Raw genomic sequence first — 26170 nt, 5'->3', positions numbered from 1 at the left:
TGCCCTTGATGGTGTGGACCAGGCGGAAGATGTTATCCAGGATCTTGGCGTTGTTCGGCTCCTGCTCGAACTTCACCAATTGATTGTCAACGGTGTCCAGGCTCTCGCTGGTCTCCGTCAAAAACTCCCGCAACAGATCATCCATGAGGTACGCCTTACTGAGCTGGACTTCCGCGGCTGAGCCGCCCTTGGCATCGACAGAAGCCCTCTTTCGATCGTTAGACATCCCCTTTCACGGTCCCGTTAATTTCAGCCTCCGTGCTAATACGGATATTGAAGACAAGTTTGCCGTTCGGCGGCATGCCAGGGCACATTTCGGCAAAACCGGCATCCGGCCGCGACGGCGAAGGGCGTGAGGTAAAGGCGCCAATTACGGCGCAACGGCGCGCGCGAGAAAGTCCTGTCCGTGAAGGCGATAGGCACGGCCTGCGTGAAATTGAATGGAGCCGGCGCGCGATCGCGCTCGCCCTCGCGAGGCTCGCTTCGTGCTTTGCCGAGATCCGCGAATTTCGCATATTCGGTAAACGAACCGTTACCCCATGGCCGGTGCGGCTCGTTCCGCGCTAACCAGCCGCGCGGACGAGTCGATCTCAGCGCCGGCGGGCGCCGCGCTGACGCACGTCTACTTTCCGCACGGCGTGTCCTCATGCCGACGCCGGACATCTTGTCCCAATTGCCAACATAGCCCGACGTGAACATGATGGAACTTACTCGCACAAGGAGCGATGGTTCAGAAGGCGAGGAGGCAGCTTTGGAAACGACGGGGCGCCCATCCAACGGTTTCCTGTCTGCGCTGTCGGCAGACGATTATGAGCTGATCCGCCCGCACCTGCGTGCGGTCGATCTGCCCCATGACGCGGTGCTGGTCGAAGCCGGCGAGACGCTCAAGCGCGCCTATTTTCCTCACCGCGGCGTCATCTCGCTGGTGGTGAAGCTCGCCAAGGGCGAGCATGTGCAGGTCGCGATGATCGGCCGCGACAGCCTGCTCGGGACACTCTCGACCATGGGCGATGCATGCGCGCTGAACACGGCCGTCGTGCTGATTCCCGGGGTCGCGTCCGTGATGGATCTCGACCGGCTGCGCGGCGCGGCCGACCAGAGCAGCAGCTTGCGGACCTTGCTCACGCGCCACGGTCTGGCGGTCTACGCGCAGGTCCAGCAGACCGCAGGCTGCAACGCCGCCCATTCGGTGGAGTCGCGGCTGTCGCGCTGCCTCCTGCACACTCACGACCTGTCGGGCGACTACCGGCTGCTGCTGACCCAGGAGGCCATGGCACAGATGATAGGGGCGCGGCGCAACAGCGTGTCGCTGGTCGCCAACACCTTGCAGCAGGCCAATTTCATCCACTACAGCCGCGGACACATCCAGATCATGAACCTGGACGGCCTGCGTCAGACCGCGTGTGAATGCTACGCCACCGTGAAGGCGCATTACGACCGGCTGCTCGGCCCGCGCTGACCCGCACGCGTGGTAAACCGACGGCTAATGCCGGCCTGCAAACAGGAGTCGTCCTGCTTCCGGAACTGAAATCTGGATGCCGTAGACATGGCGGGCCTCGCACCGATTCCGGCCCGCGCGGCATTGAATCGTGATCGAGGCAGGCCAGGCCATGTTTGAAGTGAGCGTCGCGCCGGCGCAGAATGTGCTCGATGGCGCGCCCGCGCGCGACCCGAATGCTTATGCGACGCTGGTGCGCGAAATCGGCGAGAACGGGGCCCGCGAGGTGCGTGCGGTGTTCTGGACCGAGACCTGCGCGCGCCTGCAACTGTTCCGCACGCTCTCGGGCGAGCAGCACCAGGCGAGGTTCGCGCGCGAAGCACATTCGTTGAAGAGTGCGGCCGGCACGTTCGGCTATACCAAGCTCGCGGCGCTGGCGCTGCGGCTGGAGAAGTCGGCGCAGACGCTTCACGACACTGAGCTCCGGGAGCTCCTGGACCTGATGGATGCGGCCTACGCCGCGGCGCGCGCGCAGGAACCGGAAGGCTAGAGCCATTTCCGTTCCGAGGGAATCGAAGCGGACGTTGTGTTCCTGGTTTGACGCGTTTTCTTGACGCGAACCGGCTCCACTTCGCTCGAAAACGCTGTAAACCACCCGCGCGTGTATTCCCGCCGTACTTCTACGGCTTGGGATTTTCACAGATGGCTAATCATAGCTGGCGATAGTCGCGAGAAACCAGGAGGGTTTCCATGTTCACCTACGAGACTGCGGACCAGAAGGAGGTCCGTCGCTTCCGCATCGCTCAGTTCAACGGCCGGATGGCGACGGTGAAGTCTGGCGGGTCGACGGTGACTGGCTTCGTGCGCTCGGTACTCGAGCAGGAATCGAGCATCCCTCCCCGCTGGACCATCACGATCATCCCGAACGCACCGAAGGACGAGCCGAAGCCGCTGCGGCCCGTATCGCGCACGCGCCCCTTCGCCGAAGACTATTTCTGAGCGGGATCGGCTTTCTCCCGGGCCGCGCCGCCGGCCGGGCACAAAGCGACCATCAACTTCAATCGATCGAATGCAGCAGCGCCGCACGGACGAGGTCCGCGGTGTTGCGCGCACCGAGCTTGCGCATCGCCTCGGCGCGGTGGCTTTCGAATGTGCGTGGGCTGATCTGCATCCGAAGCGCGCCCTGCTTGTTCGAATAACCTTCGCTGATCAGCCTCAGCACCTCGCGCTCGCGCTTGGTCAGCCGCTTCTGGCCGGACAGGCCAATCAATTCGGCGCTAGGCACGCGTTGCGGCAGCGGCACGCGCGGGATCCGCGCTGCGGCGTCCCCGGTCCCGGATGGGGTCGGCAGGCCGCCCTTGTGAGGACCGGCAAGCTGCTTGACGAGGCCACAAACGCGCTCGGTCTGCGCCATCGCATTCTCGACCACGCGCTGCAAATAGGCGCGGTCGCCGGTGACGGGCGCGAGCTGATCGCTGTGATGCTTGATCTCGCCCATGTAGAGCAGGAGCGCAGTCAGGGGGCCGTTGAGCTCGCGGGCAATGGCGGCAGCCATTTCGTCGGCGGCCTTGGCACGGACGGCGTTCAGGCGGACGAAATCGAGCTCTTCAGCTGGAGCAGCGCTGCGTTCGTACCATTCCGACGGCCGCGAATCAGTGGCCGTATCATTCTGTGACGCCATGTCACTCGTTTAGCGGAACCGAGCCCGGTCTGTGATTAACTTTTTGCTCCGTAAGACTACGGTGATTTCGGCAGCTTTGCGCTAAATCCGCGGCATCGGCACAATTTATGCTTGCACGGCGCCGTCGCCGACCGCGCAGAGGTTGAGATTTCGGCTCAGATTCTGGAGCACGCGGGCGAAGAACCCTCAACCGGCACCTCCGCTCCTGCCAGTCCCCCGGATTTTACGGATTAATTAACGGCGACTTGCTTCTCTAAGCGAGGTTGAGAGCGCGCAAATGCCTCCACGCATTGGGCCCGCAAGCCTGCGGGAGACGCTGCGAAAGATTGCGTGCCATGAACGAGATCGATCGGCTGTCGGAATTCTTGCAGAGGCTGACGCCGATGTCGCGGAGCTGTCTGCTCAGCGAACTCGAGCGGCTTGAGCTGTGTGGCATCGACATGCCGGGCTCCGCCGACATTCAGTCCCGCTTGCGCGCCGAGTTTCGCAAGGACGGATCGGCCCATTCGCGCGCCACCAGCCCCTCGCGCTATTTCTTCGCGCCGCTCGAGCTCCTCCTGATCGATGGCGCACCCGAGCACGCCAATGCGGGGCGGATCTCACGCAACACCCTCACCCCGATCTGGGAGTGGATCTGCCGCGACCTGCTGCCGACCATGGCGCGCGACTACATCAAGGCGATCAACGACCAGATTGCCGCCAACAACCTGAAGGAAGTGCAGAAAATCGCATCGACCTTCCAGACCAAGGTCCTCAAGGTCCTCGAGAGCACCCTGGCGTCGGCGGACAGCACCCAGCTCGCACGCGCCAAGCTCGCGCAGTACACCGCATCGCGCACCGCCTTCGACGACGTGATGAAGATGCTGGACGTGCTGCGCGCCGGCGACGCGCTGCCGAAATTCAACGCGAAGCTGCCCGAACGGATCGCGAAGTTCGATGACAACCAGGTGGCCCAGATCACCTGGCAACTCGACGCCTTCGGGAAGTCCCATCCCCGCGCGCTGCCCTTCGCGCTGACACTGGTGGCAAGGCGCCTGAAGACGCCCTGGCAGTTAGTACGGCTTGCCACCAAGGCCGCCGCGAGCAAGAGCGCCGCAGACGTCGCCGCCGCGCCCTATGCCTGCGTCGTCCCCATGGTGCTCGACCGCCTCGACGACAAGCGCCTCGCTCTTCGGGTCGCGCTCCGGCACAACCGCGTGCTGGTCGCCCGCGACCTGCTTGCCGAGATCTACGACACCGAATACGCGCTCAAGGTGCGCATCGACGGCATCGAACATTGCGATTGGGGCATCCGCCTCCAGCAATTGATGGACGCGATCGCGGCGCTGGTGTCCGCCGAGGTCAGCCGCTTCCCCGCCAATGTCGGCCACATTCTCGGATCGCGCCGGCTGCGCAGCCACGATACCCTGGGCGGCAAGTTGACCTATCTGGCCTGGAAGGGACGCGACGCCATGCAGGACGGCGCGGCGGCGTTTCGCAAATTGATCGGGCAGACCTGATATCGCGCAGTCATCAAAGCGCGAGGGCGTTCGCGTTATCGGTGAGCGATCATGTCCTAATGTGCGCGCGGCAGGCAGAGGAAGCGATCGAGAAATCGCCCCGACAGCACGAATCTGAACCACCAATACATCATTCGCCGCATCGTCATTGCTGCAATCCTCGACAGCCCACCACAGGCTGGGCGGAGCAATAGCGCAGGAGCAGCAATGCGCATGTGATGTGTTTCACATTTGGGTCGAACACGCGCGGACGCATCGTCGCAGAACTGTCACGAGCGAAGGTGGAACGTGCGCGCATCGCGCGAAAATGAGTTCCACGGCCACAGCTGTCGCTCCTATCCTCCGATGCAACGAAAGAACGAACCGTAAGGAGGTCGTGATGAGATCGAACCGATTGATCCTGACGATGGTGACGTTGCTCGTGAGTGCGCTCGCGCTCACATCGACGGCGATGGCGCAAACGACGCCGCAAGGCGATGCTGCGCCGACCGCCGACAACGCGGTGCTGCTGACCGTCTTCTTCAAGCACGATCAATCCCGACCGCTGCACGAGCTGAATACGCAACTCGAAAAGCAGGGCTTCTACAAGGCGTTTCCGCCGCCCGGCGTCGAGGTCTTGAGCTGGTATGTGATGATGGGCATCGGCCAGGTGATCACGCTGCGCCTGCCGGCGTCGCGGCTGCGCGAGGTCAACCGCGTGATCGAGGACACGGCATGGGGCCCTTACCGCACCGAATTCCATCCGACCTATGACTACAAGGCGGTTGGCATGGCCCAACACGAAAAAGCCGCCGGAAATTAATTCTCTAATCGCCCTGTCATTGCAGCGAACGGCTACGCAACCGCATCGCTCGATGCGTGGCATCGGCGAGCCGCGCTTCGATCGATCGCGCGGGAGAAATTCCGCATGCGCTGGCTGTCGTTGTCCGTGCGGTGCCTGAGTATGCAAATTCTTTTCGAAGATTCTGTCGACAAATTAGCTCGAATTGCAGGGCTTAACGTTACTCAGATAATTCAACAACGATGTGAAGCTCTCCTTATTTGAACCCACGCTCGCCGTTTAAGAAACTGTCACGGAACGGGAGTGGTATGAGATGAACGATGGGATTATTGAACTCGTCGGACGAAGACCTGTGACCTTCGGACGGCGAAAGGTGACGCCGCGCGCCTGCGTGGCCGACAGCAAGCGCCACTTGCGTGCATTCCTCAGCGAGGTGCTCGAGGATCTGGGCTTCGTCACCAGCGAATGCGCCAGCGCGGACGAGCTGCAAACCGTGCTCGCCACCGAATTGCCGGACCTGATCCTGCTCGGCGTCGCCACCGATGGCATCGAGCCGGGGAGATTCCTGGAGATTTTGGTGCGCGAGGCATTTGCCGGGAAGGTTCTCGCGGTCGGCGCCCGCGAATCGATCATCGTCAGGGCCGTGCGGCAGGTCGGCGAGGAATATGGCCTTGCGATGCTGCCGCCGCTGACCACCCCCTTTGCCGCGGAGACGCTGCGCGAGCGTGTCGCGATGCTGCTGCCGGAGGAGCCGGCGCCGAGCCCGGCCGTGCATGTCGGTGAGGCCTTGCATGCCGGCTGGCTGGAGCTCTGGTACCAGCCCAAGATCGACGCCCGCACGCTGATCCGCAGCGGCGCCGAGGCGCTGGTGCGAATGCGCCATCCCACCTGGGGCGTCGTGCCGCCGGCCTATTTCATTCCCGAGGAGCACGATCCGCATCTGCGTGACCTCTCGGAATTCGTGATCGAGCGCGCCATGCAGGACTGGCACTATCTGCTGGAGCAGCAGAGTCCGGTCGATCTCTCGATCAACCTGCCGGCGTCTTATCTGAAGGAGCCGCAGGCGGTGCGCGATCTCTGCCGCCGCATGCCGACGCATCCGGCCTTTGGCGGCTTGACGATCGAAATCGACAGCCAAGAGGCGACCCGCGATCTCGACCACCTGACGGAGATCGCGCGCGAGGTGGGTCTGCACAATATCGGCCTCGCCGTGGACAATCTCGGCGCCGACTGGCCGGCGCTGATGGGGCTCGACAACATTCCCTTCGTCATGCTGAAGGCGGACCGGCATTTCGTCACCGGCAGCGGCAATGACCGGCTGAAGCGCACGGTGTGCCGTCACATCGTCGAGCTCGCGCAGGGCTACGGCGCGCGCGTGGTCGCCGAGGGCGTCGAGAGCCGCACCGACCTCGTCGCCGCGAACGAGCTCGGCTTCGATCTCGTGCAGGGCTTTCTGTTCGGCAAGCCGATGCCGCTGAAGAAGTTCGCCCGCTCGACGCTGACGAAAACGGTGATGGAGTGAGCTCGTTCGCGGCTCGTACGCCGCTGGACTCGCGCGAGAGGCGTCAAGCTCGCGCGTTCGCCGGCCCGCTTGGCCGGTCCGCGCACTTACGCTGTTGCGGCGCTGATATCGGTCGGCGACTGCACGGCGCCCGGCTCACCATGCGAGACGCGCGCCTCGGCTCGCTCGAGGTGAAGCGCGAAACCACTCGCCTCGGGAGGCTCGAGCCCGGCGCGCAGCTGCATGCTCGGAATCAGGTAATCGCCGCCGTTTTGGCGCCGATAGGGAATGGGCGAGGCCGTCGCAAGCGTTCTCATCCTCTCCCGCAAACGTTCGGCGATCGCTTCGAAACCGGCTTCGCCGAGCTTGTCGGCCTTGTAGACGACGAACGGCGGAAGGACGTCATAGCCGGGATAATAGAGGATGCCGTGATTGATCGGAAACAGCAGGTCCTCGATCGGCCCGTTGATCCCCCGGGCCGAATAATGCTCCTGCCAGCCGCCGGCCGTCACGATCAGCATCGCGCGCTTGCCCGCTAGCGTGCCCTCGCCGTAGCGGTCGCCCCACCGCTTGTCGCTGTGCTCGCCGACGCCATACGCGAAGCCGTAGGCAAACACGCGGTCGACCCAGCCCTTGAGGATCGCCGGCATGCTGAACCACCACAGCGGGAATTGCAGAATCAGCACGTCCGCCCACAGCAGCTTCTCGATCTCGCGCTTGACGTCAGGAGTGAGTGTACCGGCCTCGAAGGCCTGCTTGGATGCAGCGGCGGGCGCCAGCCGCGCGTCCGCTAGCAGTGACGGGAAGTCGGCGCGATCGACCTCCGATTTCCAGCCTTGGGCATAGAGGTCCGTCACCCGCACCTCATGGCCCTGGGCCTCGAGCTCTCTGGTGGCAACATCCCGGAGCGAGCCATTGAGCGAACGCTGTTCGGGATGCGCAAAAACAATCAACACTTTCATGATCAGCACCATTCGTTGACGATGTCCCGCAGCTAGCGCGGCGGGCTGCAAACCGGTAGATGTCGGCAATGAATAGGATTATGCCGGAAAATGGATAAATCGGAGGTTACGCTCGAGCGCATGCGCAGTTTCGTGCGGGTCGCCGAGCGCGGAAACCTGTCGGCCGTCGCACGCGAGCTTGGGTTGGGCCAGTCCACGGTGACACGGCACATCCGCGAACTGGAGCAAGCTGTCGGCGTGCCGCTGCTCACCAGGACCACGCGCAGGGTGACGATGACGGAGGAGGGGCGCCGCTACTATGCCGACTGCGTGCAGATCCTGCGCCTGGTCGAGCACGCCGGCGACGAGGCGCGCAGCACGCGCGATGCGCCCGCTGGAATGGTACGGATATCCTGCACTGCGGCCTTCGGCGTGCTCCACGTCAGCCGTTTCATCTTCGCGTTCCAGGACCGTTATCCGGACGTGTCAGTGGATCTCAGCCTGACCGACGAACGGATCGACCTTGTGAGGGAAGGTGTCGACGTCGCACTCCGTCTGGGGCCGCTTGCCGAGAGTTCGATGAAGCTCAAGTCCCTGGGACGGTCGCGACGGGTGCTTGTCGCCGCACCGACCTATCTTGCCGAGCGTGGCAGGCCCGCGCGCCCGCAAGACCTCGCCAATCACCAGGCCATCAGGATGTCCAACATCGCCAGCAGCGATGTGCTTGTCCTGCAAGGACGTCGTGGCGGCCGCCATGCGGTCCCGTTCGCCGGACGGTTGCGCGTCGATCACGGACTTGCCGCGCGAGAGGCGCTCGCGGCGGGCCGCGGGATTGCACCCGCACATCTTTGGCTCGTCGGCGACCTTCTCGCGACCGGCCGACTCGAACACGTGCTTGTGGACTATTCACCGCCTCCCGTTCCACTGAACATGCTGATCGTGCCGGAGCGGTCCGGCGTCGCGCGGGTGCGGCTGCTGGTCGATTTTCTCGCCGAGCAGATCGCGCAAATCCCCGGGATCGAAAAATCGCCGGGCAGAAGGCAGGACTAGCCGGCCATCGTCACGCAAACCGCCGCGCGAAGAAGACGCAAACGACCACGAGGACGGTCGCGGCGATCATGCTCCAGGCGACCGGCTCGTGCAGCAACAGGCCGGCGAGCGCGAGACCGAAGAATGGCTGGAGCTGCTGCAACTGGCCGACGCGGGCGATGCCGCCGAGCGCGAGCCCGCGATACCAGAAGATAAATCCGACGAACATGCTGAAGACCGAGACGTAGGCAAGCCCGACCCAGGCGGGCGCGCTGACGCCGCTCCATGTCGGCGGCCAGGTCCAAATCACGACGGGCACCATCAGCGGCAGCGCGAGCAGCAGCGCCCAGGAGATCACCTGCCAGCCGCCGAGGCGGCGCGACAGCGCGGCGCCTTCGGCATAGCCGAGGCCGCACAAGACGATCGCGGCCACCATCAGAAGATCCCCGGTCAGCGAGCTTGAGCCGTCGTTCGACAGGGCAAAGCCCGCCACGGTCGCACTGCCGAGGACGGCGAACAGCCAGAACAGCGGCTGCGGCCGCTCACCGCCGCGCAATACACCGAAGATCGCGGTCGATAGCGGCAAGAGGCCGATGAAGACGATCGAGTGCGCCGAGGTGATGTGCTGGAGCGCGAGCGCGGTCAGCAAGGGAAAGCCGACCACGACACCGATGGCAACGATGGCGAGCGAGGCGAGATCCTGCCTCGCCGGCCGCGCCTGACGGAGCAAGCCGAGCACGGCCAGGCCTATCAACGCCGCAATGACCGCGCGCGCGGACGTCAGGAACAGCGCGGAGAACCCGCCGACCGCCACGCGCGTCGCCGGCAGCGAGCCACTGAAGATGATGACGCCGAGAAGGCCGTTGCCCCAGCCGCTGCCGGAAGATTGCATTCCTGTCTCGCTTTTGGCTCGCGATCCTGGGGCATCGCAGATGACAAGGCCAGCGACAGTTCAGTACAATCTGGCAAAACTGTATGGATATGGAAGACTATACACTTGGACAGCGACGCATCAGCGAGAGGGCGCAACGGAACGCGGACCGCAGACGTGATGAGCGCGATCCGTGCCAAGGTCGCAGGCCGCGCGCTCGGCGCCGGCGACCGCTTGCCGTCGATCCGCAGCCTTGCCGCGACGATGCGGGTTTCGCCTTCGACCATCGTCGAAGCCTACGACCGTCTGGCTGCGGAAGGGTTGATCCGCGCCCGCCGCGGCTCGGGCTTCTACGTCTCGCCGGCGACCATGCCGCCGCTCGCATTGACCGAGGCCGAGCCGCGCCGCGACCGGGAAGTCGATCCGTTCTGGGTCTCGCGGCAGTCGCTCGACGCCGATGCAGTCGCGCCAAAGCCCGGCTGCGGCTGGCTGCCGCCGGAGTGGATGCCCGAGGCAGCGCTGCGACGCGCCATCCGCGCACTCGCGCGCGCCGACGAGAGCCTGTTGACTGATTATGGCAGCACGCGCGGTTCTCCCGCGCTGCGCCGGCTGTTGCTTGCGCGCCTCGCGGAAGATGCGATCGAGGCGTCGGTCGACCAGCTCATGCTGACGGGTTCGGGCACGCAAGGCACCGATCTCGTCTGCCGCTTCCTGCTCCGTCCTGGCGACACCGTGCTGGTGGACGATCCCTGCTACTTCAATTTCCGCGCCTTGCTGCGGGCGCATCAGGCAAGAATCGTCGGCGTGCCCTACACGTCATCGGGTCCTGATGTCGCAAGCTTCGAGCAGGTCCTCGCCAGCGAGCGGCCGCGGCTCTACATCACCAATTCAGCGCTCCACAATCCGACCGGCGCGACGCTGTCGCTTCCGACCGCGCATCGGCTTTTGACCGCGGCCACCGCGCACGACCTCACCATCATCGAGGACGACATTTTCGGCGACTTCGAGCCGGAACGCTCGCCGCGCCTTGCTGCGCTGGACGGTCTCAATCGCGTAATCCGCACCGGCAGCTTCTCCAAAACACTGTCGGCCTCGGTGCGCTGCGGCTACATCGCAGGGCGAGCCGACTGGATCGAGCAACTCGTTGACCTCCAGGTCGCAACTAGCTTTGGCGGCCCGAGCCCGGTCGCGACGGAGGTCATCGCAACGGTGCTGGTCGGCGGCAGCTATCGCAAGCACATGGACGAGCTCAGGCAAAAGCTCATGCGCGCCCGGCGCGACGTCGCGCGCAAGCTTCAGGCGCTCGGCATTGAGCCATGGCTGATGCCGCGCGGCGGATTTTTCCTGTGGTGCCGTCTCCGGGACAGCCAGGATGCTACGGCCGTTGCACGCGCGGCTCTCGAAGCGGATGTGGTGCTGGCACCCGGCAACGTGTTCAGCGTGTCGCAGACGGCGTCGCACTTCATGCGGTTCAACGTAGCGCAGATGAGCGATCCGCGAGTGTGGGATGTGATGCGGCGGGCGTTAAAGGCGGGTGGCGCGGCGTGACTTGGGCAGCCCCGTTTCGGTCAGGATCAAGTTCGCCCGTCCAGCGATCCCTGCCCCCATATGGACAGCGCGGACAGGACTCTCCCTGCTTCTTCGTGCGGGCAACCGATAATTCTGTCGACCACCGCTATCGATGCGCACCGAATGCCGCTTAAGAAACCGACAATTTCCGCAAGCGTGGTCTTATCCGACCGCACATCTGCGGATTCGAAAGCAAACGGCGCAACTCAGGCTCGGCTCCTTCAGCCCGGATACAGGAGAGATAGCAACCTTGGAAGCGAACGCGTTGTCAGGACCGTAGAAGGCGATCGTCCGGACGGCATTACCGCGCATGCCCTGGTTCGCTTTTTTTGCAGCCATTTGTCAGGCCGCGGCCCGATCTTCATTGGCGGGACCAAATCCGCTCGCGGAATTCCTCGACCGGTACGCTCCGACGTCGCTGGATGAAATGGCGGAGAGGGAGGGATTCGAACCCCCGATAGGCTTGCACCTATGCCGCATTTCGAGTGCGGTGCATTCAACCACTCTGCCACCTCTCCTGAAGGTGCCGATAAGAGGTAGGAACCCCCTGTGGTCGGGGCGTGTAATAGGCGAGGATGGCCGGCCAGACAAGGCGCGAAAGGCGAAAATCCGCCGCCTGTTTCATCCCTTGGCCTGGAGCTCCGCTCCGGTGAATCGGAACGGAGCTTTAGATTTTAGTTTTGACGCGTTTTCTTGACGCCAACTGGTGTCACTTCGCTCGAAAACGCTACTGCATTCCGAAAGGAACCGCCGTGGAGCATCTGACCGTCCCCGCCAATGGCGCCAATTTCCACCTGGTCCGCGCCGGGCGGGGCCAACCGCTGCTTTTGCTGCACGGTTGGCCGGAATTCTGGCTGACCTGGGAGCCGGTGATGATGCGGCTTTCGGACCGCTTCACGCTGATCGCGCCCGATTTGCGCGGCTTCGGTGACAGCGACAAGCCTGACGGCCCTTACGGGCCGGATGGCCATGCGGCAGACATGCTGGCGCTGATGCACCGGCTCGGCATCGAGCGATTCGGCGTCGTGGGTCATGACGTCGGTGGCGCCGTGATGCAGCCCTTGGCCCGGCAGGCACCGACGCGGCTTGCCGGGCTGCTCTTCTTCGATTTCGTCTATCCCGGCATCGGGCCGCGCATGGCGGCGCCCGACCGGCTCAACCACATCTGGTACCAGTCCTTTCACCAGATGGAGATGGCAGCCAGCCTCGTCGGCGCCAGCCGCGAGACCTGCCGGCTCTACATCGGCCACTTCCTGAAAGGCTGGGCGCACCGGAAGAGTGCTTTCGACGACGTGCTCGACGCCTTCGCCGACAACTTCCTCAAGGACGGCAATCTCGCCGGCGGCTTTGCGCATTATCGCGCCTCGCATGCCGGGCGCGTCGCGATGATGAAGGGTGAGGCGCCGCGCCTGCCGCCGATCAATGTGCCGACCTGCGTGCGCTGGGCCGAGCACGACCCGCTGTTTCCCTATGCCTGGACCGATCGGCTCGGGGAAACCTTCAGCGAGCTCGATCTGGCGATGTTTCCGGACGTCGGGCACTTCCCGCATCGGGAAGATCCGGAGCGTGCGGCCGCGGAGATCGCGGCGTTCTTTCAGCGCATCGGCTGGAGCTGAATCAAGGGGAGCTCGTGCGATGATGGAGGTGCACTCCCTCTCCGCTTGCGGGAGAAGCGGGGCAAGCCCGAGCTACGTCTGATCGCATATACTTCCAAAAACGGGGTGGGACCGCCAGACGCGGTAAACACTGGCGGTCCCGATGCCGCTCATTGAAATACTGGCCAGGAAGGGCGGCTTCGCCGGCCGAGTGAAGCGACGGTTCGACGGTAGCGCGCAGCCGGCATGGCGCAATGCAATCCGCCCCTTAACCTTGCCAGTCAAGGTTACTCCTTGTTGTCCTTGCCCTTTTTCTTCCCGTTCTCCGTGGAATCACGGTCTTTGCCGTTGCCGTTGTCCTTGCGGCGGTTGGTGAAGCGCGCATTGCCGAGCCCGGTGCCGATGGTGAGGACGCCCCAGCGGTCGACATCCTGCATGAACGGTACTTCCGAAAGGCCCTGAACCACGCCGTCATTGTGCATCAGGATCGCGGTGTCGTGCTCGCCGATCTGCGGGATGGCTTCGGTGAGGCTCGCCGGCAGGTTGAACTTGCTGCTCTCCCAATTGCCCGGGAGGTTCTGCGCGCCCTTCTCGATGGAGCCGTCCGCGTTGATCACGCCGGGACAGGCGATGCCGATGAACGGCGCGAGCTTGAAGCCTTCGGCTTCGGCATCCTCGATGAGGCCTTCGAGCATCTTGACGAGCCGCTTCACCGCGGCCTCGCGGCTCGGCTCATCATCGGCATGGCGCCACAGATCGGATTTGAAGACGACGGCCTTGGACAGATCGGGCGCCTTCTTCCAGCGCGTCTCAACGATCCCGCAGCGGATATTGGTGCCGCCGATATCGACCGCGAGAATGCTGTCATAGGCCTCGAAAATCCAGGACGGCGCAAGGTGCAGGGCTCCAATCAAGCCGGCGTCGTCAGGATCGAAGCGGATCGGCACCAGATCGACCTTGAAGCCTTCCGACTTGAGGATGATCTCGGCCCGGGCAATGGCGATTTCGCCGAGCCGGCTCGCACGAAAGCCGCCGCCGACCACGATGCATTCCGTCTTGGCCCAGGCCTTGGTCTTGAGGAACCGCCGCGTCACGTAGGCGAGCTCCTGCGCGAAATCCTCGATCGCGCTGTGCACGACGGCCGTGGCCTCGGTATCATCGCCGACCAGAACGGCATCGAGGACCTTCTTGCTGATCTTGTCGGACGGCTCGTCGCCGAAGGGATCCTCGCCGCTCTTGCGAAGCGGTTTGCGCCACTCTTCGAGGATCTCGCGAAACGCGCCCTTGCTGGCGCGATCGCCCAGAAAGCCCTCGTCGTCCTTGATCTCGATGTTGAAGCTGTCGACGTCGACCGACGGCAGGCGGCTCGCCCCGTGCTGGGCGATGCCCGTCGTCTTGACCAGCTCGTCTGTTGCCATGATAGCCCTTGCCCGCGTGTTCGATTTGCGAGGACACAACGGGGAGGGAACTCGTTGGTTGCAAGCTGGCCGCAGAATCAGCCCACGCACCGCAATGGGCTCAAAATCCTTCAAATCCTGGCGGTTTCGGCGGTTTTCCTTGACTTGCGGCGTCCGGCGGCTATAAGTCCCACAACCGGCGCGGGGCGTTTCTCGCGCCGCTCGTTTTTGCGTGGGTTTTCAAGGGGATAAGTCCCGCCCGCACAAAACTCGCATAAACCCGTAGCGACTGACAAAAAGCCGGCCCCGACGCTTCTCGTCGCGAGGCTGGGATTGAACACGAAGGAAAAAACGATGTTCGCAGTCATCAAAACCGGCGGCAAGCAATACCGCGTCGTGCCGGATGATGTTCTCGAAGTAGGCAAGATCGAAGGCGAAGTCGGCTCGATCGTGCAGCTGAATGACGTTCTGGTGGTCGGCGGCGACACGCCGGTCCTGGGCGTCCCGACGGTCGCAGGCGCGTCCGTTGCGGTCGAGGTGCTCGACCACAAGCGCGGACCGAAGGTCATCGCGTTCAAGAAGCGCCGCCGCAAGAACTCGCGCCGCAAGCGCGGCTACCGCGACGAGATCACGGTGCTGCGCGTCAGCGAGATCCTGACGGACGGCGCCAAGCCCACCAAGGGCCCGCGTCCGAAGAAGGAGAAGGTGGCCAAGGAGTCCGCACAGGAAGCCGCCGAATAAAAGATTTGATCACGCCAATTCACGAATTGATGCGTGAGAAATCGTGAAATGATTCCGTCAAGGAATTGATCTAGACATACGTAGGATTTCGGAGACGAGCCATGGCTCACAAAAAAGCAGGCGGTTCATCGCGTAACGGACGCGATTCGAAGGGCAAGCGCCTCGGCATCAAGGCGTTCGGCGGGGAGATCGTCACCCCCGGCAACATCATTGCGCGTCAGCGCGGCACCACCTGGCACCCCGGCCTTAATGTCGGCATGGGCACGGACCACACTTTGTTCGCCAAGGTCGAGGGTCGTGTTGCGTTCCAGGCCAAAGCCAACGGCCGCACCTTCGTATCGGTGCTCCCGATCGCTGAGGCGGCTGAATAGACGGTGGACCAAATTGGAGTCCGCCGGGTCCTGACCAAACCGGCGGAGTCCTAGAGATCAAGTGATCGAAGGCTCCAGGGGAGGCGGGAAACCGGCCTCCCCTTTTCTTTGACTTACTCACTTTGGAATTAGTGACTTTCCAGGAGCCGGACATGTTGCAGGATTTCTCGAGCGTGACCTTGCAGGAGGCGAGACCGAGCGTCGTCGCCACCGAGCGGCTGACGTTGCGGCGGCCGACACTGGCCGACGTCAGGACCATCGCGCGGCTCGCCAACGACCGCCGCATCGCAGAAAACACCCGCCGCCTCCCGCATCCCTATTCGCAGGATGACGCTGTCGAATTCATCCGCGCCACCGCCGCGCTCGGCAGCGAGACCGTATTCCTGATCGAGCACGATTCTGGGCCGATCGGCATGGTCGGCATCGACTGCTCCACACCGGACAATGCCGAACTCGGCTACTGGCTCGGCGTCGAGCATTGGGGCCAGGGCTTTGCCACCGAGGCCGCGCGCGGCGCGATCGACTTCTTCTTCGAGGAGTTCGAGGACGACCAGCTCTATGCCGGCGCGCGCGTCACCAACCCGGCCTCGCGCAAGGTACTGGAGAAGTGCGGCTTCCAGTGGAGCGGCGTCCAGCTGCACCGCTTCCTGGCGCTTGGATCGTCCACGCCCGTCGATTGCTTCCGCCTGTCGCGCGGCGTGTGGGCGTCGCTGAAGAGCTGGAGCAGTGCAAGGCGGATGAGGTAGTGCGCGAATCACCCTCCCCTGGAGGGGGAGGGTCGATGCGCGTGCAGCGAAGCGGAATGCGCAGCAGGGTGGGGTGAAGCCACAGTAATGGTGTGGCCCCCCTTGCAGTGGTTGATGCAACCGAAGCACTATCTTCGCGGAGAAACTGTCACCCCACCCCGCTCGCGCTTCGCACGAGCGACCCTCCCCTCCAGGGGAGGGTGGGCATCAAGCCGGCGGATTCACTTCTGCGCTTTCACGCCCGAGATCGCGCTCCCGCAAGTAGATATAGAACCCGGCACCGATGATGATGGCTGCGCCGACGAGCGTTGCGACCTCAGGCACGTCGCCGAACACGACGAAGCCGAAGATCACGGCCCAGACGATCATCGAATATTGGTAGGGCACTACGACGCTGGCCGGCGCGAGCTTGAGCGAGCGGTTGACGCAGAACAGCGCGGTGACCGAGACGCATCCCGCCAGTGCGAAGATCAGGAGGCTGCCCGATGTCGGCGGCACCCAGTGAAATGCAGAGAGCACGGCCCCCAGCGAAAACGTGCCGATGAATTGCGAGGAGGCCATCACGATGTCAGGCGTCTTGCGCAGGCTGCGCGTGATCAGCATCAGCGTCGCAAACGACAGACTGCCGCCGAGCGCGATCAGCGCCGGCAGGCTTACGGTCTGCGCGGATGGCCGCAGCGCGATCAAGACGCCGCAGAAACCGATCAGGATCGCGGTCCAGCGCCGCCAGCCGACCCGCTCGCCCAGAAAGATCGCCGACATCGCGGTGACGAAGATGGGGCCGGCCAGATAATAAGTGATGACGTCGGCGAGCGGCAGATAGACGGTCGCGAGAAAGAAGGCGGCCACCTCCAGCGTCGACAGCACGACGCGAAACAGCTGCAACCGCGGCCGCTCCAGCTCCAGGAATTGGCGACGCTGCCGCCAGATCAGCGGCGACAGCAAGAGCAGCGCCGCGCAGGCGCGCAGGAACAAGAGCTGCCCCACCGAATAGGTGCCGACCAGGAACTTGCCCATGGCGTCGCCGAACGAGAACAGGAAGATCGACAGCACCATCAAGGCGATGCCGGCGAGCCGTGCCGAGCGGTCGTCATAGGCGGAGAGAGACTTGAAGAAGGGCATTTGCGTCGTTTTAATCGCGTGGGCGCGCCGGACAAGTCCACCTCTGGTGAATTGAACGCATTGTCGCACTGCGCGGAGCGCGATACGGATCATGCACCGAGTCCGTTCCGAATGGTGCAGCGCATGACCGACTTCGATCCCTTCCAGCACCGCATGATCCCCACGCAACGCTGGTTTGAGGATTTCGTCCTCGGCGAACGCTTCGTGCTGCCCAGCCGCACCCAGACGTCCGCCGTGTTCGCGGCGTTCCAGACCGCGAGCGGCGACACTCATCCGGTGCACTACGACGTGGAATATTGCCGCAGCCGCGGCATGCCGCATCTGCTCGCCCACGGCTTTCAGACCTTGATCCACACCGCGCCTGGGGCCGGCTTGTTTCCGTTCATGGTCGAGGAGTCCCTGGTCGGCTTCCTCGAGCAATCAAGCCGGTTCCTCAAGCCAGTGTTCGCCGACGACACCATCTATCCTGCGCTTGAAGTCACCGAGCTGGTGCCGGGGCGCACGACCGGCGCCGTGACGCTCAGAAGCACCGTGTTCAACCAGCGCAAGGAGCTGGTGCTGGAGGGCACGCAGAAATTCCTGATCCGGCGGCGACCAGCGGGTTAAGCACGGAGAAAAATCGCCGAAATTTGGCCGATTCACGGAGAAGTTCGGGTTGCAGCACGGGATCGGCTGGCCTACCTATGGCCCATGAAATTCCTCGACGAAGCAAAGGTCTATATCCGCTCCGGTGACGGCGGGAACGGCTGCGTGGCGTTCCGCCGCGAGAAGTTCATCGAATTCGGCGGCCCCTCCGGAGGCAATGGCGGCCGCGGCGGCAATGTCATTATCGAGGTCGCCGATGGCCTCAACACGCTGATCGACTATCGCTATCAGCAGCATTTTAAAGCCCAGAAGGGTGAGAATGGCTCGGGCTCGGACCGCCATGGCGCCAACGGCAAGAACATCGTGCTGAAAGTGCCGATGGGCACGCAGATCTTCGACGAAGACCGCGAGACGCTGATCCACGACTTCACCAAGCTCGGCGAAAGATTCGTCCTAGCCGAGGGCGGCAATGGCGGCTTCGGCAACGCGCATTTCAAGACCTCGACCAACCGCGCCCCACGCAACGCCAATCCCGGCCAGCCCGGCGAGGAGCGCTGGATCTGGCTGCGGCTGAAACTGATCGCGGATGCCGGACTCGTCGGCCTGCCCAATGCCGGCAAGTCGACCTTCCTCAGCAAGGTCAGCGCAGCAAAGCCGAAGATCGCCGACTATCCCTTCACCACGCTGCATCCGCAGCTCGGTGTCGTGAATGCCGACGGCCGCGAATTCGTGCTGGCGGACATTCCGGGTCTGATCGAAGGCGCGCATGAAGGCGCTGGCCTCGGCGACCGCTTCCTCGGCCATGTCGAACGCTGCCGCGTGCTGTTGCATCTTGTCGACGCGACCTGCGAACATGCCGGCAAGGCCTACAAGACGGTGCGGACCGAGCTCGATGCCTATGGCGGCCAGCTCACGGACAAGATCGAGATCGTCGCGCTCAACAAGATCGATGCGGTCGAGCCGGACGAATTGAAAAAGCAGAAGGACCGCTTGAAGCGCGCCGCCAAGAAGACGCCGCTGCTGCTGTCCGCCGTGACCGGCCAGGGCGTCAAGGAAGCGCTGCGCGCGCTGGCCGACGTGATCGGCGAGAACCCGGTCTCCGCCAAGGCCAAGAGCGCCGCCGAAGCGGAGCCGTGGTCGGCTTGAGGAGAGCGACGCGCTCCCTCCACACCTCTGCGCAGCGGGCCAACGTCCGACAAGAGAGCGGACCCCTCCTCACCCGGCGCCATAGCCGAAGCTTGCTTCGGCGTTCTCTTGAGAACGGCCGCCACAGGCCGCCTATGCCGACATCTCCGTTCGGGAGAGGTTTTCTTCGCGCCATCGATAGCGCAATATCCAGCAAACGAAGTCAGGAGCGAGACGCATGGCGCGCGCGAAGAACGTTCTCTGGATCATGTGCGACCAGCTTCGCTATGACTATCTCGGCTGCACCGGCCATCCCACGCTGAAGACGCCCAACATCGACGCCATGACCAAGCGCGGCGTGCTCTTCACCAAGGCCTACGTGCAGTCGCCGATCTGCGGTCCGTCGCGGATGTCGTTCTACACCGGACGCTACATGCGCTCGCACGGCTCGCACTGGAATGGCTGGCCCTTGCGCGTCGGCGAGCCCACGCTCGGCGATCACCTCAACAAGATCGGCGTGCGCAACGTGCTGGTTGGCAAGACCCACATGGCGCCCGATCTGGAAGGCATGAAGGCGCTCGGCATCCCGTCGGAATCGATCATCGGCGTGCATGTCGCCGAATGCGGCTTTGAACCTTACGAGCGTGATGACGGCCTGCACCCGACCGGTCGGCCGCGCCCGAAATACGATGAATATCTGCGCCAGCAGGGCTTTGAGGCTACTAATCCCTGGGAGCATTGGGCCAATTCCGGCGCGGCCGACGACGGCTCGTTGCAGAACGGCTGGCTGCTGGTGCATGCCGACAAGGCCGCGCGCGTGCCGGACGAGCACTCCGAGACGCCCTACATGACGCGGCGTGCGATGGACTTCATCACCGAGGCCGAGACCGATGGCAGGCCGTGGTGCCTGCATCTGTCCTACATCAAGCCGCACTGGCCCTATATCGCGCCAGAGCCCTACGCCAGCATGTATTCGACGTCAGACATGATTCCGGTGATCCGCTCCGAGCGCGAGCGCCAGAATCCGCATCCGGTGTTCGGCGCCTACATGGACATGCGCTACTCCCGCAACATGGCGCGCGACGATGCCCGCGAGAAAGTGATCCCGACCTATATGGGCCTGATCACCCAGATCGACGACCAGATGGGCGTGCTGATGAAGTTCCTGGAGGCGCGCGGGCTGTTGGAGACAACCATGATCGTGTTCACCTCCGATCACGGCGATTATCTCGGTGATCACTGGATGGGCGAGAAGGACCTGTTCCACGAGCAATCAGCGAAGATTCCGCTGATCGTGATCGATCCGTCGCAAGAGGCCGACGCCACGCGCGGCACACGTAGCGATGCACTGGTCGAGGCGATCGACCTCGCGCCGACCTTCCTCGACTATTTCGGTGGCAAGGTGCCGGGACACATTCTCGAAGGGCGTTCGCTGCTGCCGCTGCTGCGCGGCCGCACGCCATCAGATTGGCGCAGGGTGGCGTTCTCCGAATATGACTACGCCATGCAGGATGTGCGGCTGAAGTTGAACCAGCCCATCGAGCGCTGCCGCCTGTTCATGGTGTTCGACGGCCGCTGGAAATATATCCACGCCTCCGGCTTCCGCCCCATGCTGTATGACCTCGAAACCGATCCGGACGAATTTGTGGACCGCGGCGATGACCCCGGTTGCGCCGGCATCATCGCGCGGTTGCAGGCCGAGCTGTTCGACTGGGCGCTGCATCCGAACGACCACATCACGACGCCGCGCGAGAAGATCGCGGCCTATGCGGACAACCAGCTCCAGGTGAAGGGCGGCATTCTGATCGGCGTCTGGGACGAAGCCGAACTGGCGACGATCAAGGACGGCATCGCGCAGCGAGGGAAGCTCTAAGCCCCTCATGGTGAGGAGGCGCGAAGCGCCGTCTCGAACCATGCAGGCCTCGCCGCGACAGCGCGGGCCTTTCATCCTTCGAGACGCCGCTTTGCGGCGCCTCAGGATGAGGGATAGAGAGCGCGCTGCTCGCTCAGCTCGTCATGCCCGGGCTTGTGCCGGGCATCCACGTCTTGCGTCGAGCGCGGAAGCGCATGGATGGCCGAATCAATCCCGGCCATGACGGCGGGGTGCGTTGTGCGAGCAACGCCTTAATTCTCGATCCTGTATCCCGTCGCCTTCACGATCGGTTGCCATAGCGCGATGTTTGCTGCGAGCTCTTTCGTCAAGCCTTCCGGTGTCGACCCGACCGGAATGAGCCCGATCGCCGTCAGCTTCTCCTTCACCTCGGGCTTGGCGAGCGCGGCGCGCGCGGCGGCGCCGAGCTTGCTCGCGAACTCCTGCGGGCTGCCCGCCGGAAGCCACATGCCGTACCAGGCGTCGGCGACAAGATCGATGCCGCTCTCCCTCAGCGTCGGAACGTCTGGTGCAAACGGCGATCGTTCCGCGCTCGCGACCGCAATGATCTTCACGCCCTTGGCACGATGTTGCGGCAGAGCATCGGCCAACGTGGTGATGCCGAACGAGATGTGGCCGCCGACGATGTCGTTGAGGATGGGTGCGCTGCCGCGATAGGGCACGCGGGTCAGGGGAATGCCGAGGTCCTTCTCGAGCTTGGAGCCCATGAAATGCGGGATGGTGCCATTGCTGGGCACCCCGAACGAGGTCTTGTCCGGATGCGCCTTCAGCCACGTCACAAAGCTCTTGAAATCAGTGGCCTCGACCGCCGGACTGATCGCCAGCGCAAATTCGAACCGCGCCAAGAGCGACACCGGCAAGAAGTCCTTCGCCGTGTCGAAGCTCGGCGTCGTCTCCACCATCGGCAGCAGATACATGGTCGGCCCCGTCGTCACCAGCACCATGCTGCCGTCGGGACTGCCGCCTTTGACCGCCTTGATGCCGATCAGCCCGTCGCCGGTGCGGTTCTCGACCACGATGGTCCGTTGCAGCACCGGCGCCAACTCCAGCGCGATCAGCCGGCACAGCGTGTCGCCGCCTGCTCCCGCTGCGAACGGGAAGATGATCTTTGTGAGCCCGGCCTGCGCTTGCGCCCCACCCGCCTGCGCCAGCAGCGGCAGCCCGAGACATCCAGCCATGAATTTGCGGCGATCCATTCGTTTCCTCTTCGGCCCTTTATCGTTGACCGCAATTAGAGCCGGGCGGACGCCCGACACAAGGCCGACATTCGCCGTTTACCATGGCGGCTGCCTTGCGCCCGTCACCGTCCTGCTGCAAAAGCAGGGCTCATCGGCGCCGTCTGCTCCGCCGTTTTCCGAACAATCGCATCCAGCGCCAACACATCTATCCACATGGCCAGCCCCGAACTCAGTCAATTCCGCCGTATCGTCGTCAAGGTCGGCTCCGCGCTGCTGGTCGATTCCGACAAGGGTGAGGTGCGCGCGTCCTGGCTCGCGGCGCTGGCGGACGACATGGCCAAGCTGCACCGCGAGGGCCGCGATGTGCTGGTGGTCTCCTCCGGTTCGATCGCGCTCGGCCGCAGCCGCCTCAAATTGCCACGCGGCCCGCTGAAGCTCGAGGAGAGCCAGGCCGCCGCCGCCGTCGGCCAGATCGCGCTGGCGCGAATCTGGTCGGAAGTGCTCGGCGCGCACGGCATCGAAGCCGGCCAGATCCTGGTGACGCTTCAGGACACTGAGGAGCGCCGCCGCTATCTCAATGCGCGCTCCACCATCGGCAAGCTGCTGGAATGGCGCGCCATCCCCGTGATCAACGAGAATGACACGGTGGCCACCAACGAGATCCGCTACGGCGACAATGACCGCCTTGCCGCGCGCGTCGCCACCATGGCGAGCGCCGACCTGCTGGTGCTGCTGTCCGACATTGATGGCCTCTACGACGCTCCGCCCAAGAACAACCCGAACGCAAAACTCATTCCTGTGGTCGAGAGCATCTCCTCAGAGATCGAGGCGGTGGCCGGGGACGCCGAGTCCGAGCTATCGCGCGGCGGCATGCGTACCAAGGTCGAGGCGGCCAAGATCGCCACCACAGGCGGCACGCACATGCTGATCGCCTCCGGCAAGATCGAGCACCCCCTCCAGGCCATCGCCGATGGCGGCCGCTGCACCTGGTTCCTGACGCCGGCCAATCCCATCACCTCGCGAAAGCGCTGGATCGCGGGCACGCTGGAGCCGAAGGGCACGCTGACCATCGATGCCGGCGCGGTGACGGCGCTGCGCGCCGGCGCCAGCCTGCTGCCGGCCGGCGTGATCAAGGTCGAGGGCCAGTTCGCCCGCGGCGACGCCGTGATCGTGCGCGGTCCCGACGCCAGCGAGATCGGCCGCGGCCTGATCGCCTATGACGCCGAAGTCGCCGAGCGGATCAAGGGCCGCTCGTCCCCGGACGTGATGGCGATCCTCGGCATCAGCGGGCGGTCGGAGATGATCCACCGCGACGACCTGGTGGTGGGCGGGTAGGCCTTTGCCGTCAGGCCCGGGCTTGTCCCGGGCATTCACCTTCTTCGAGCCGCAAGAGGCGTGGATGGCCCGGGTCAAGCCCGGCCATGACGTCGCGATTGGCCCGATGGCCTTTGCACCAAGTCGCCGGGAGACCAGCCATACCGTCGCCGCCCTTCGCAGACGCAGGATTTCCGTGCTAGGACACCGCCTTAGCAGAAGGTTGACTCCCATGGCCGCCCCCCTCAAAGCCGTTGACGGCAATGCCGATCTCCAGGCGCTGATGTCCGATCTCGGTACCCGTGCCCGCGCTGCCGCGCGCGTGCTCGCGCTGGCGCCGCCGGAGCAGAAGAACCGGGCGCTGGAAGCCATGGAGCGGGCGATCCGCGGCAACGCTGCGGCGATCCTCGCCGCCAATGCCGAAGACGTCGCTGAAGCCCGCGCCTCCGGCAACGCGACCGCCTCCTTCATCGACCGCCTGACGCTGACGCCGGCGCGCGTCGAAGGGATGGCCGAGGGCATCAGCACCGTGCGCGGCATTGCCGATCCGATCGGTGTCGTTACTGAAAGCTGGCAGCGGCCGAACGGCATGACCATCGAGCGCGTGCGCGTGCCGCTCGGCGTCGTCGGCGTGATCTTCGAGAGCAGGCCGAATGTTGCGGCCGATGCCGGCGTGCTGTGCCTGAAGTCCGGCAATGCCGTGATCCTGCGCGGCGGCTCCGACAGTTTCCGCTCCTGCCGCGCCATCCATGAATGCCTGGTGCAAGGCCTGCGCGAAGCCGGCCTGCCCGAAGCCGCGATCACGCTGGTGCCGACGCGCGACCGCGCGGCGGTCGGCATGATGCTGTCAGGATTGAATGGCGCGATCGACGTGATCGTGCCGCGCGGGGGCAAGAGCCTCGTCGCGCGCGTCGAGCAGGAAGCGCGCGTGCCGGTGTTCGCGCATCTCGAAGGGGTCAATCACGTCTACATCGATGCCAGCGCCGACCTCGCCATGGCAAAATCGATCGTGCTCAACGCAAAAATGCGCCGCACCGGTGTCTGCGGCGCCGCCGAGACGCTGCTGGTCGATCGTGCGGGAGCCGCAAGGAGCCTGAAGCCGCTGGTCGAGATGCTGCTGGATGCCGGGTGCGAAGTGCGCGGCGACGATGCGGTGCAGAAGACCGACGCACGCGTAAAGCCTGCCAGCGAAGACGATTGGAATACTGAATATCTCGATGCGATCATCGCAGCGAAAGTGGTCGACGGCGTCGACGGCGCGATCGCGCACATCCGGAACCACGGCTCGCATCACACCGACGCCATCGTGAGCGCGGACGAGGTCGCCGCGAAGAAATTCCTGAGCGAGGTCGATTCCGCGATCGTGCTGCACAACGCTTCGACGCAGTTTGCCGATGGCGGCGAGTTCGGCTTCGGTGCGGAGATCGGCATCGCCACCGGCCGCTTCCATGCCCGCGGACCTGTTGGCGCCGAGCAGCTGACGAGCTTCAAATACCGGGTCCTCGGCACCGGGCAGACGCGGCCGTAGCCGCTCGGGGCGGGCATTGAGCAACAATTTCGTCGTGCCGCGTTTCGTGGCGCAAGCGATCCCGCCCTACACCCAGGGCATGCGCGTCGGCCTGCTCGGCGGCTCGTTCAATCCGCCGCACCAGGCCCATCGCGCAATCAGCCAATTCGCGCTGAAGCGATTACAGCTCGATCGCGTCTGGTGGCTGGTGACGCCAGGCAATCCGCTCAAGGAGAACGGCACGCTGCATGAGGTCGGCGCGCGCATGCAGGCGGCGCGTGACGTCGCGGCCGATCCCAGAATCGAGGTGAGCTGTCTCGAATCCGTCATTCGCACGCGCTACACTATCGACACGATCAACATCTTGCGTCGCCGTTTACCCGGCTTGCGCTTTGTCTGGATCATGGGCGCCGACAACCTCGCTCAATTCCACCGTTGGCAGGACTGGCGGCGGATCGCCGCCCAGGTGCCGATTGCGGTCATCGATCGCCCGCCGCAAAGTTTTCGTGCCCTCGCCTCTCCTGCCGCCAAGGCACTGGCGCGCTACCGCTTGCCCGAGAATAAGGCGGCACTGCTTGCGGATCGGCCGGCGCCGGCCTGGGTGTTCCTGACCGGATTGAAGCTGAATCTCTCCTCGACGGGCCTGCGGAACCCGGACGGGAGCTGGAAAGGTACGAAGTGAGAAAAGGTACGAAGTGAGACGGAGTGTGTGGAATTGGGGCTCTCTGGCATATTGAAACCCTTAACCCCACATGATGTAGTGTAACCGGTGAGCGCCGGATTCGGCGTTCGCGATACAGTGAAAGGAATGGTCCCTGGCCACATCTGTATTGTCCAAGTCTGTTTTACCCAAGGTTGCTAAGCCTACGCGTAAAACATCGTCCAAAGCTGCCTTGAAGGCGCAACCCGACGCCGACAAGACGCTGAGCCTGATCCTCTCCCGCCTCGAGGACATGAAGGCGGAAGAGACGGTCACAATCGACCTTCGCGGCAAATCGGCGTACTCCGACTACATGATCGTCACGACCGGCCGGGTTAACCGGCACGTTGGCGCGATCGCGGAAAACGTCACCAAAAGCCTCAAGGAAAACGGCATCAAAAACATCCATGTCGAGGGCTTGCCCAATTGCGACTGGGTGCTGATCGATTCCGGCGACGTGATCGTGCACGTGTTCAGACCCGAGGTCCGCGAGTTCTACAATCTCGAGCGATTGTACACGCAGGGCCCAGGGGCGGCGAAGGCGATCTAGAGGCCTGACGAGCCGATTTCGAATCGGCTGACGCGCAT

General features: G+C 64.1%; 26 protein-coding genes and 1 tRNA gene. 19 read left to right on the top strand and 8 right to left on the bottom strand.

Annotated elements, in window-relative coordinates; all coding sequences use genetic code 11:
- Positions 1 to 145: Hpt domain-containing protein (locus IVA78_RS29235; protein WP_211407755.1), on the bottom strand; the 145-nt coding region annotated here is incomplete at its 3' end.
- Positions 146 to 751: 606 nt separating this feature from the next.
- Between IVA78_RS29235 and IVA78_RS29230 the strand changes: the two genes are divergently transcribed.
- From IVA78_RS29230 to IVA78_RS29220, 3 genes are all read left to right on the top strand, one after another.
- Complete coding sequence (locus tag IVA78_RS29230) at positions 752 to 1459, top strand: Crp/Fnr family transcriptional regulator (RefSeq protein ID WP_247279923.1); 708 nt, start codon at positions 752 to 754, stop codon at positions 1457 to 1459.
- A gap of 151 nt (positions 1460 to 1610) precedes the next feature.
- Complete coding sequence (locus tag IVA78_RS29225; protein WP_247469011.1) at positions 1611 to 1988, top strand: Hpt domain-containing protein; 378 nt, start codon at positions 1611 to 1613, stop codon at positions 1986 to 1988.
- Between the two features lie 200 nt (positions 1989 to 2188).
- Complete coding sequence (locus IVA78_RS29220) at positions 2189 to 2437, top strand: hypothetical protein (RefSeq protein WP_247279910.1); 249 nt, start codon at positions 2189 to 2191, stop codon at positions 2435 to 2437.
- A 58-nt stretch (positions 2438 to 2495) separates the two neighbouring features.
- On the opposite strand, the gene IVA78_RS29215 is transcribed toward IVA78_RS29220, so the two are convergent.
- Positions 2496 to 3119, bottom strand: a complete 624-nt coding sequence (locus tag IVA78_RS29215) for a helix-turn-helix transcriptional regulator (RefSeq protein WP_247469004.1) — start codon at positions 3117 to 3119, stop codon at positions 2496 to 2498.
- 335 nt (positions 3120 to 3454) lie between these two features.
- Here IVA78_RS29215 and IVA78_RS29210 point away from each other — a divergent pair, with 335 nt between their 5' ends.
- The 3 genes from IVA78_RS29210 to IVA78_RS29200 all read left to right on the top strand — a co-directional run bounded on the left by IVA78_RS29210 (position 3455) and on the right by IVA78_RS29200 (position 6921).
- Positions 3455 to 4618, top strand: a complete 1164-nt coding sequence (locus tag IVA78_RS29210) for a hypothetical protein (protein ID WP_247279912.1) — start codon at positions 3455 to 3457, stop codon at positions 4616 to 4618.
- A 379-nt stretch (positions 4619 to 4997) separates the two neighbouring features.
- On the top strand, positions 4998 to 5420 hold the full coding sequence (locus IVA78_RS29205) for a hypothetical protein (protein ID WP_247469002.1): 423 nt from the start codon (positions 4998 to 5000) through the stop codon (positions 5418 to 5420).
- Positions 5421 to 5712: 292 nt separating this feature from the next.
- Positions 5713 to 6921, top strand: coding sequence for an EAL domain-containing response regulator (locus IVA78_RS29200; protein ID WP_247469000.1), 1209 nt, complete (start codon positions 5713 to 5715; stop codon positions 6919 to 6921).
- A gap of 86 nt (positions 6922 to 7007) precedes the next feature.
- On the opposite strand, the gene IVA78_RS29195 is transcribed toward IVA78_RS29200, so the two are convergent.
- Positions 7008 to 7862 carry an NAD(P)H-dependent oxidoreductase gene (locus IVA78_RS29195; protein WP_247468998.1) on the bottom strand — a complete coding sequence of 285 codons (855 nt, stop codon included), beginning with the start codon at positions 7860 to 7862 and terminating at the stop codon, positions 7008 to 7010.
- Positions 7863 to 7952: 90 nt separating this feature from the next.
- On the opposite strand from IVA78_RS29195, the gene IVA78_RS29190 reads away from it, so the two are divergent.
- Positions 7953 to 8891 (top strand): LysR family transcriptional regulator, encoded by a 939-nt coding sequence (locus IVA78_RS29190; RefSeq protein WP_247468996.1) that lies wholly within the window; start codon positions 7953 to 7955, stop codon positions 8889 to 8891.
- Between the two features lie 10 nt (positions 8892 to 8901).
- Here IVA78_RS29190 and IVA78_RS29185 read toward each other — a convergent pair whose 3' ends face one another.
- On the bottom strand, positions 8902 to 9762 hold the full coding sequence (locus IVA78_RS29185) for a DMT family transporter (RefSeq protein ID WP_247468995.1): 861 nt from the start codon (positions 9760 to 9762) through the stop codon (positions 8902 to 8904).
- Positions 9763 to 9921: 159 nt separating this feature from the next.
- On the opposite strand from IVA78_RS29185, the gene IVA78_RS29180 reads away from it, so the two are divergent.
- The gene (locus IVA78_RS29180) at positions 9922 to 11289 is read left to right on the top strand and encodes a PLP-dependent aminotransferase family protein (RefSeq protein ID WP_247468993.1); all 1368 of its coding nucleotides are present in this window, start codon (positions 9922 to 9924) and stop codon (positions 11287 to 11289) included.
- Positions 11290 to 11738: 449 nt separating this feature from the next.
- On the opposite strand, the gene IVA78_RS29175 is transcribed toward IVA78_RS29180, so the two are convergent.
- Positions 11739 to 11828 (bottom strand) — tRNA-Ser (locus IVA78_RS29175).
- A gap of 234 nt (positions 11829 to 12062) precedes the next feature.
- Here IVA78_RS29175 and IVA78_RS29170 point away from each other — a divergent pair.
- Positions 12063 to 12926: an alpha/beta hydrolase gene (locus IVA78_RS29170; RefSeq protein ID WP_247468991.1), complete on the top strand. Its 864-nt coding sequence runs from the start codon at positions 12063 to 12065 to the stop codon at positions 12924 to 12926.
- Positions 12927 to 13192: 266 nt separating this feature from the next.
- On the opposite strand, the gene IVA78_RS29165 is transcribed toward IVA78_RS29170, so the two are convergent.
- On the bottom strand, positions 13193 to 14323 hold the full coding sequence (locus IVA78_RS29165) for an ROK family protein (protein ID WP_247279920.1): 1131 nt from the start codon (positions 14321 to 14323) through the stop codon (positions 13193 to 13195).
- Between the two features lie 333 nt (positions 14324 to 14656).
- Here IVA78_RS29165 and rplU point away from each other — a divergent pair, with 333 nt between their 5' ends.
- From rplU to IVA78_RS29150, 3 genes are all read left to right on the top strand, one after another.
- Positions 14657 to 15043: a 50S ribosomal protein L21 gene (rplU, locus tag IVA78_RS29160; RefSeq protein WP_247279921.1), complete on the top strand. Its 387-nt coding sequence runs from the start codon at positions 14657 to 14659 to the stop codon at positions 15041 to 15043.
- Between the two features lie 101 nt (positions 15044 to 15144).
- Complete coding sequence (gene rpmA, locus IVA78_RS29155; RefSeq protein ID WP_018643862.1) at positions 15145 to 15414, top strand: 50S ribosomal protein L27; 270 nt, start codon at positions 15145 to 15147, stop codon at positions 15412 to 15414.
- Positions 15415 to 15566: 152 nt separating this feature from the next.
- Complete coding sequence (locus IVA78_RS29150; RefSeq protein WP_247468987.1) at positions 15567 to 16160, top strand: GNAT family N-acetyltransferase; 594 nt, start codon at positions 15567 to 15569, stop codon at positions 16158 to 16160.
- Positions 16161 to 16367: 207 nt separating this feature from the next.
- On the opposite strand, the gene IVA78_RS29145 is transcribed toward IVA78_RS29150, so the two are convergent.
- Positions 16368 to 17282, bottom strand: coding sequence for a DMT family transporter (locus IVA78_RS29145; RefSeq protein ID WP_247281215.1), 915 nt, complete (start codon positions 17280 to 17282; stop codon positions 16368 to 16370).
- A gap of 123 nt (positions 17283 to 17405) precedes the next feature.
- Here IVA78_RS29145 and IVA78_RS29140 point away from each other — a divergent pair, with 123 nt between their 5' ends.
- The 3 genes from IVA78_RS29140 to IVA78_RS29130 all read left to right on the top strand — a co-directional run bounded on the left by IVA78_RS29140 (position 17406) and on the right by IVA78_RS29130 (position 20865).
- Positions 17406 to 17888 carry a MaoC family dehydratase gene (locus IVA78_RS29140; RefSeq protein WP_247468985.1) on the top strand — a complete coding sequence of 161 codons (483 nt, stop codon included), beginning with the start codon at positions 17406 to 17408 and terminating at the stop codon, positions 17886 to 17888.
- Positions 17889 to 17972: 84 nt separating this feature from the next.
- Positions 17973 to 19013 carry a GTPase ObgE gene (gene obgE, locus IVA78_RS29135; RefSeq protein WP_247468983.1) on the top strand — a complete coding sequence of 347 codons (1041 nt, stop codon included), beginning with the start codon at positions 17973 to 17975 and terminating at the stop codon, positions 19011 to 19013.
- Between the two features lie 217 nt (positions 19014 to 19230).
- Entirely contained in the window at positions 19231 to 20865 is a 1635-nt protein-coding gene (locus IVA78_RS29130; RefSeq protein WP_247468981.1) for an alkaline phosphatase family protein, read from the top strand.
- 251 nt (positions 20866 to 21116) lie between these two features.
- Here IVA78_RS29130 and IVA78_RS29125 read toward each other — a convergent pair whose 3' ends face one another.
- Positions 21117 to 22079 (bottom strand): Bug family tripartite tricarboxylate transporter substrate binding protein, encoded by a 963-nt coding sequence (locus IVA78_RS29125; RefSeq protein WP_247468979.1) that lies wholly within the window; start codon positions 22077 to 22079, stop codon positions 21117 to 21119.
- 195 nt (positions 22080 to 22274) lie between these two features.
- Here IVA78_RS29125 and proB point away from each other — a divergent pair, with 195 nt between their 5' ends.
- The 4 genes from proB (at position 22275) to rsfS (ending at position 26132) form a co-directional block, all read left to right on the top strand.
- Positions 22275 to 23396: a glutamate 5-kinase gene (gene proB, locus IVA78_RS29120; protein WP_247468977.1), complete on the top strand. Its 1122-nt coding sequence runs from the start codon at positions 22275 to 22277 to the stop codon at positions 23394 to 23396.
- A gap of 211 nt (positions 23397 to 23607) precedes the next feature.
- Entirely contained in the window at positions 23608 to 24903 is a 1296-nt protein-coding gene (locus IVA78_RS29115; protein ID WP_247468976.1) for a glutamate-5-semialdehyde dehydrogenase, read from the top strand.
- Positions 24904 to 24919: 16 nt separating this feature from the next.
- Positions 24920 to 25564: a nicotinate-nucleotide adenylyltransferase gene (locus IVA78_RS29110; protein WP_247281222.1), complete on the top strand. Its 645-nt coding sequence runs from the start codon at positions 24920 to 24922 to the stop codon at positions 25562 to 25564.
- Between the two features lie 211 nt (positions 25565 to 25775).
- Positions 25776 to 26132, top strand: a complete 357-nt coding sequence (gene rsfS, locus IVA78_RS29105) for a ribosome silencing factor (protein ID WP_024338888.1) — start codon at positions 25776 to 25778, stop codon at positions 26130 to 26132.
- The last annotated feature ends 38 nt before the right edge of the window (positions 26133 to 26170 follow it).

Origin of the sequence: Bradyrhizobium sp. 137 (genome assembly GCF_023074095.1) — a bacterium.
Classification (GTDB): Bacteria; Pseudomonadota; Alphaproteobacteria; order Rhizobiales; family Xanthobacteraceae; genus Bradyrhizobium.
Note: the sequence above shows the minus strand (reverse complement) of the source record. Positions and strands in the feature narration are given on the sequence as shown.

Excerpts from the sequence above, each read along its gene's own strand:
- IVA78_RS29185 (WP_247468995.1), bottom strand. The coding sequence starts at position 9,762 with ATGCAATCTTCCGGCAGCGGCTGGGGCAACGGCCTTCTCGGCGTCATC.
- IVA78_RS29115 (WP_247468976.1), top strand. The coding sequence starts at position 23,608 with ATGGCCGCCCCCCTCAAAGCCGTTGACGGCAATGCCGATCTCCAGGCG.
- obgE (WP_247468983.1), top strand. The coding sequence starts at position 17,973 with ATGAAATTCCTCGACGAAGCAAAGGTCTATATCCGCTCCGGTGACGGC.
- IVA78_RS29180 (WP_247468993.1), top strand. The coding sequence starts at position 9,922 with ATGAGCGCGATCCGTGCCAAGGTCGCAGGCCGCGCGCTCGGCGCCGGC.
- IVA78_RS29210 (WP_247279912.1), top strand. The coding sequence starts at position 3,455 with ATGAACGAGATCGATCGGCTGTCGGAATTCTTGCAGAGGCTGACGCCG.
- proB (WP_247468977.1), top strand. The coding sequence starts at position 22,275 with ATGGCCAGCCCCGAACTCAGTCAATTCCGCCGTATCGTCGTCAAGGTC.
- IVA78_RS29215 (WP_247469004.1), bottom strand. The coding sequence starts at position 3,119 with ATGGCGTCACAGAATGATACGGCCACTGATTCGCGGCCGTCGGAATGG.
- IVA78_RS29195 (WP_247468998.1), bottom strand. The coding sequence starts at position 7,862 with ATGAAAGTGTTGATTGTTTTTGCGCATCCCGAACAGCGTTCGCTCAAT.
- IVA78_RS29145 (WP_247281215.1), bottom strand. The coding sequence starts at position 17,282 with ATGCCCTTCTTCAAGTCTCTCTCCGCCTATGACGACCGCTCGGCACGG.
- rplU (WP_247279921.1), top strand. The coding sequence starts at position 14,657 with ATGTTCGCAGTCATCAAAACCGGCGGCAAGCAATACCGCGTCGTGCCG.
- IVA78_RS29130 (WP_247468981.1), top strand. The coding sequence starts at position 19,231 with ATGGCGCGCGCGAAGAACGTTCTCTGGATCATGTGCGACCAGCTTCGC.
- IVA78_RS29150 (WP_247468987.1), top strand. The coding sequence starts at position 15,567 with ATGTTGCAGGATTTCTCGAGCGTGACCTTGCAGGAGGCGAGACCGAGC.
- IVA78_RS29225 (WP_247469011.1), top strand. The coding sequence starts at position 1,611 with ATGTTTGAAGTGAGCGTCGCGCCGGCGCAGAATGTGCTCGATGGCGCG.
- IVA78_RS29190 (WP_247468996.1), top strand. The coding sequence starts at position 7,953 with ATGGATAAATCGGAGGTTACGCTCGAGCGCATGCGCAGTTTCGTGCGG.
- IVA78_RS29140 (WP_247468985.1), top strand. The coding sequence starts at position 17,406 with ATGACCGACTTCGATCCCTTCCAGCACCGCATGATCCCCACGCAACGC.
- IVA78_RS29205 (WP_247469002.1), top strand. The coding sequence starts at position 4,998 with ATGAGATCGAACCGATTGATCCTGACGATGGTGACGTTGCTCGTGAGT.
- IVA78_RS29165 (WP_247279920.1), bottom strand. The coding sequence starts at position 14,323 with ATGGCAACAGACGAGCTGGTCAAGACGACGGGCATCGCCCAGCACGGG.
- rpmA (WP_018643862.1), top strand. The coding sequence starts at position 15,145 with ATGGCTCACAAAAAAGCAGGCGGTTCATCGCGTAACGGACGCGATTCG.
- IVA78_RS29220 (WP_247279910.1), top strand. The coding sequence starts at position 2,189 with ATGTTCACCTACGAGACTGCGGACCAGAAGGAGGTCCGTCGCTTCCGC.
- IVA78_RS29125 (WP_247468979.1), bottom strand. The coding sequence starts at position 22,079 with ATGGATCGCCGCAAATTCATGGCTGGATGTCTCGGGCTGCCGCTGCTG.
- IVA78_RS29200 (WP_247469000.1), top strand. The coding sequence starts at position 5,713 with ATGAACGATGGGATTATTGAACTCGTCGGACGAAGACCTGTGACCTTC.